The 5,224-nt window shown below is 65.8% G+C and carries 5 protein-coding genes and 1 pseudogene; 1 reads left to right on the top strand and 5 read right to left on the bottom strand.

What is annotated here, in order from left to right; translation table 11 throughout:
* From eno to ABZX10_RS22690, 5 genes and pseudogenes are all read right to left on the bottom strand, one after another.
* A pseudogene (gene eno, locus ABZX10_RS22710) lies at positions 1-174 on the bottom strand (phosphopyruvate hydratase); the annotation flags it as partial.
* Positions 175-185: 11 nt separating this feature from the next.
* Positions 186-1,202: a type I glyceraldehyde-3-phosphate dehydrogenase gene (gene gap / locus ABZX10_RS22705; protein ID WP_355545563.1), complete on the bottom strand. Its 1,017-nt coding sequence runs from the start codon at positions 1,200-1,202 to the stop codon at positions 186-188.
* A gap of 84 nt (positions 1,203-1,286) precedes the next feature.
* On the bottom strand, positions 1,287-2,315 hold the full coding sequence (fbaA, locus tag ABZX10_RS22700; RefSeq protein ID WP_355545560.1) for a class II fructose-bisphosphate aldolase: 1,029 nt from the start codon (positions 2,313-2,315) through the stop codon (positions 1,287-1,289).
* Between the two features lie 56 nt (positions 2,316-2,371).
* Positions 2,372-3,793: a pyruvate kinase gene (gene pyk, locus ABZX10_RS22695; RefSeq protein ID WP_355545557.1), complete on the bottom strand. Its 1,422-nt coding sequence runs from the start codon at positions 3,791-3,793 to the stop codon at positions 2,372-2,374.
* A gap of 56 nt (positions 3,794-3,849) precedes the next feature.
* Positions 3,850-4,812: a sugar-binding domain-containing protein gene (locus ABZX10_RS22690; protein ID WP_355545554.1), complete on the bottom strand. Its 963-nt coding sequence runs from the start codon at positions 4,810-4,812 to the stop codon at positions 3,850-3,852.
* A gap of 176 nt (positions 4,813-4,988) precedes the next feature.
* Here ABZX10_RS22690 and ABZX10_RS22685 point away from each other — a divergent pair.
* The coding region (locus tag ABZX10_RS22685) for a 6-phosphofructokinase (RefSeq protein WP_355536688.1) at positions 4,989-5,224 on the top strand (236 nt) is incomplete at its 3' end.

The following is a 5,224-nucleotide window of genomic DNA, read 5'->3' as shown; positions in this document are numbered from 1 at the left end:
GTAACGATCACCCCCATCACGCAGCTCCACAGCCTCATGCTCACCCGTGGACGCACCCGACGGCACCGCCGCACGAGCGAAGCTACCGTCGGCCATAACGATCTCCACCTCCACCGTGGGATTGCCACGGGAATCGAGGATCTCGCGGGCACCTACCTGAATGATTTCGGACACGGCACGCGCCATCACAGGGACTTTCCGACGAGCCCGGTCACATCGACGAGGCGGTTGCTGTAGCCCCATTCATTGTCGTACCAGGACACGACCTTGGCCTGATCGTCGATGACCTTGGTCAGGCCGGCGTCGAACAGCGAGCTGTGCGGGTCGGTGACGATGTCGGAGGAGACGATCGGGGCGTCGTAGTACTTGAGGATTCCCTTGAGACTCCCTTCGGCGGCCGCCTTCATGGCTGCGTTGATCTCCTCGACGGTCGCCTTCTTCTCCAGCTGCACAGTGAGATCCGTGACGGAGCCGGTGGGGATCGGCACGCGCAGCGCGTAGCCGTCGAGCTTGCCGGCGAGCTCGGGCAACACCAAGCCGATGGCCTTGGCCGCGCCCGTGGACGTCGGCACCACGTTGATCGCGGCGGCGCGGGCGCGGCGCGGATCCTTGTGCGGGCCGTCCTGCAGGTTCTGGTCCTGGGTGTAGGCGTGGACCGTGGTCATCAGGCCCTTGACGATGCCGAACTCGTCGTTGACGACCTTCGCCAGCGGGCCGAGGCAGTTGGTGGTGCAGGAGGCGTTGGAGATGACGTCCTGGCTGCCGTCGTACTTGTCGTCGTTGACGCCCATGACCACGGTGATGTCGGCGTCGGCCGCGGGCGCGGAGATGATGACCTTCTTGGCACCGGAATCCAGGTGCCCCTGCGCCTTGTCGCGCGCGGTGAAGATGCCGGTCGACTCGATGACGACGTCGACGCCGAGGTCGCCCCAGGGCAGCGCCGACGGTCCCTCGCGCACCTCCAGAGCCTTGATGACCTGATCGCCGACCCGGATGGTGTCCCCGTCGGCCACGACGTCGGCGTCGTACCGGCCGAGGATGGAGTCGAACTTGAGCAGGTGGGCGAGCATCGCGTTGTCGGTGAGGTCGTTGACCGCCACGATCTCGATGTCGGTGGTACCCAGCGCCTGCTGCGCGGCGACCGCGCGGAAGAAGTTGCGGCCGATCCGGCCGAATCCGTTCACGCCTACACGAATCGTCATGAGTTGTTCCTTTCGAGAGTGCCCGTTCCGCGGTGACATCCGCTGCGACGGGCGGGGATAAGATTGTGGTGCAGCCGGTTCCGGCTACTTCGTGCTGATCGACTTCCCTGCGGAGTGCAGGTCGTTGCAGGCCTCCACGACCCGGTCGGTCATCGACGCCTCGGCCTTCTTCAGATAGCCGCGCGGGTCGTAGGTCTTCTTGTTGCCGACCTCGCCGTCGACCTTGAGAACGCCGTCATAATTGCTGAACATGTGGCCCGCGATGGGGCGGGTGAACGCGTACTGGGTGTCGGTGTCCACGTTCATCTTCACCACCCCGTAGCTCAGCGACTCCTCGATCTCGCTCTTCAGCGAGCCCGAACCGCCGTGGAAGACGAAGTCGAAGGGCTTGCTACCCGCGGGGAGGCCCTTCTTCTCCGCGGCGACGGCCTGACCGTCTCGCAGTACTTCCGGCCGCAGCTTCACATTGCCCGGCTTGTAGACGCCGTGGACGTTCCCGAAGGTCGCGGCGAGCAGGTACCCCTCGGTCCCGAGCGCATCCACGGTCTTCGCGAAATCCTCGTTGCTGGTGAACAGCTTGTCGTTGATCTCGTTCTCGACACCGTCCTCCTCACCACCGACCACGCCGATCTCGATCTCCAGAAGGATGTTCGCGGCTTTGGCCTTGGAGAGCAGTTCCTGCGCGATCTCGAGGTTCTCCTCGAGCGGGATCGCCGAGCCGTCCCACATGTGCGACTGGAACAGCGGATTCTGCCCGTTGTCGACGCGCTTCTTCGAGATCGCCAGCAGCGGTCGAACGTAGCTGTCCAGCTTGTCCTTCGGGCAGTGGTCGGTATGCAGGGCGACGGTGACGTCGTACCGCGCGGCCACGACGTGCGCGAACTCGGCGAGCGCCACCGCACCGATGACCATGTCCCTGACGCCCAGGCCGGAACCGAATTCTGCACCACCGGTTGAGAACTGGATGATCCCGTCACTCCCGGCGTCGGCGAAGCCCTTGATCGCCGCGTTGATCGTCTCGCTGGAGGTGCAGTTGATCGCCGGATAGGCGAACCCGCCTTCGCGAGCACGGTCGAGCATCTCGCGGTAGGCCTCGGGGGTTGCGATGGGCATGGTCAGTCCTTCTGTAGCCGGGTGGAAGTGAAGAGGGCGTGGGCGGTTTCAGGCGATCAGTGGTCGTCCTCGCCGATCCGGTGCACCTGGATCAAGTTGGTCGAGCCGACGGTCCCGGGAGGCGCACCAGCGACGATCACCACCTGATCACCCTTCGAGTACCGACCGATGCCCTCCAGCGACTGATCCACCTGCCGGATCATCGCGTCGGTGCTATCCGCACCGTCGACCAGGAAAGTCTCCGTCCCCCACGACAGCGCAAGCTGACTCCGCACCTCCGGCAACGGCGTGAACGCCAACAACGGCAGCCGCGTATGCAAGCGAGCCAAGCGCCGCACAGTGTCACCGGACTGAGTGAACGCCACCAAAGCCTTCGCGTTGAGCCGCTCACCGATATCACGAGCCGCATAGGAAATGATGCCGCGCTTAGTCCGCGGCACGTGATTGAGCGGCGGCACCGAAGGCCCACCGTCCTCAACGGCCTGCACGATCTTGGCCATCGTCCGCACCGTCTCGATCGGATACTTACCCACCGACACCTCACCCGAAAGCATCACCGCATCCGCACCGTCGAGCACCGCATTCGCCACATCGGAGGCCTCCGCGCGCGTCGGACGGCTGTTCTCGATCATCGACTCCAACATCTGCGTCGCCACGATCACCGGCTTCGCGTTCTCCCGCGCGATCTGAATCGCCCGCTTCTGCACCAACGGCACCTCCTCCAACGGCAACTCCACCCCCAGATCACCCCGCGCGACCATCACCGCATCGAACGCCAGAATCACCGCCTCGAGATTCTCGATCGCCTCCGGCTTCTCCAACTTCGCGATCACCGGAATCCGGCGCCCCACCCGATCCATCACCGCATGCACCCGCTCGATATCCGCCGGCGAGCGGACGAAGGAGAGCGCGATGAAATCCACCCCCAACCCCAGCGCGAACTCCAGATCCTCGATGTCCTTCTCACTGAGCGCCGGCACCGACACGTTCATCCCCGGCAACGACACACCCTTGTTGTTCGACACCGGCCCACCCTCAGTGACCTCGCAGACGACATCGTTGCCGTCCACCGAGGTCACCGACAGGCCGACCTTGCCGTCATCGACCAACAACCGATCACCCGGACGGGCGTCCTGCGCCAACTCCTTGTACGTCGTCGACACCCGATCATGCGTCCCCACCACATCATCGACCGTGATCCGGACCGTCTCACCCGTCTCCCACACCGTGCGGCCATCACCCGCGAACCGACCCAAACGGATCTTCGGGCCCTGCAGATCCGCCAGGATCCCCACCGCACGCCCCGTCGCATTCGACGCCGCACGCACCCGGTCGTAATTCACCGCATGATCAGCATGCTCACCATGACTGAAATTGAGGCGAGCAACATCCATACCCTCCTCCACGAGAGCAAGCACCCTCTCCTCGGTTCCGACAGCAGGGCCCAGAGTGCAGACGATCTTGGTTCGACGAGTCACACGACGAAAGGTATGCACCGCCGAAGGGCGTGACAACCATCACGCCCATATGGGCATCAGGCGCGGTCCGCGGATTCGGCGGGCGCGACGCGCAGCAGCGAGATGGCGGTCTCCCGATCGGTGACCAGCGAGGTCACGACCCCGCTCATCAGACTCGCGCGAATGGCCTCCACCTTCTGGTGGCCGCCGGCGATGGCGATGACCTCGTCGACCGCGGCGAGCTCGCGGTACGAGATCGCCAGCGTGCGCCCGCTGTAGTTGGTACGCACCGGGCGCCCGGCGGCGTCGAACTGGATGGCGCAGAGCTCCGCGGCCACGCTGAGCGAATCCAGTTCCGCCCGACCCTGATCCGACAACATCGCGTACACCTGGGAGCCCGTCAGGTCCAGGCTCCCGACGGCCACCACGGCCACCGTGATTCGCTTCCACAGGTCCATCGCTGCGGCGACCCCCGGCTGCCGCGCCAGCGCCGCCTTCATCCGCTGATCCGACATGATCAGCGGCGCGTAGATCGGGTACTGCGGCCCGCGCGAGACCGAGGTCAACTGCCGTACCAGGTCGACGGAGCTGGCCTGGACATCGCCCACCACCCCCGACATCTGGACGATGGTGCACGGCGGCAGATCCCGGACGTGCTGCGCCATCGCGTCGAGGGTGCGCCCCCACCCGACGCCGAGCACGTCCGCCTCGGTCACGACCTCGCTGAGCAGGTCGGCGGCGACCCGCCCGAGCCCGTGTCGCAGGCCGTCGAAGTCGGTGAACGAGCCGGTGGCGACCAGTGCGCGGCGCAGCCCGTACGCCCGTCTGAGTCGCTCGGAGAGATCGGCCTCGATCGCGGCGTCGGTGTTGATCTCTATCCGGACCAGGCCCGACTCCAGGCACGCGTCCAGGATCCTCGCCACCTTGTACCGGGACAGCCCGTACTCCGCGCCGATCTCCATCTTCGACTTCCCGTCGAAGTAGAACCGCCGCGCGATCGCTGCGGCCCGGACCACCTCGGCCGGTCCCATGGACCCCATCAGTACCTCCTCGCGACGTCGGGGACGGCCGCCCCCGACCGCTCCAGCGTAGATCCACGATGCCCGATTCCGCGCCCATATGGGCGCGCTCGTTGTCGAAACGTTGCGATCCCCGTCTGATGGGCAGGTACGACGAGGCCCGACGGCCCCGTCTCCGGCGGCGAAGGGAAGAGCAAGTGCGCATCGGTGTGTTGACAGGTGGTGGTGACTGTCCTGGGTTGAACGCGGTGATCCGGGCGGTGGTCCGGACGTGTGATTCGCGGTACGGGTCGGCGGTGGTCGGGTTTCAGGACGGGTGGCGGGGCCTGCTGGAGGACCGGCGGGTGCAGTTGTCCGACGATGAGCGCAACGATCGGCTGCTGACCAAGGGCGGCACGATGCTGGGCACGGCCCGTACCCATCCGGATGTGCT

This window comes from Tsukamurella sp. NPDC003166 (assembly GCF_040611135.1).
In the GTDB taxonomy this organism is placed as follows: Bacteria; Actinomycetota; Actinomycetes; order Mycobacteriales; family Mycobacteriaceae; genus Tsukamurella.
The sequence above is the reverse complement of the archived record's forward strand: the minus strand, read 5'-3'. Positions and strand labels throughout refer to the sequence as shown.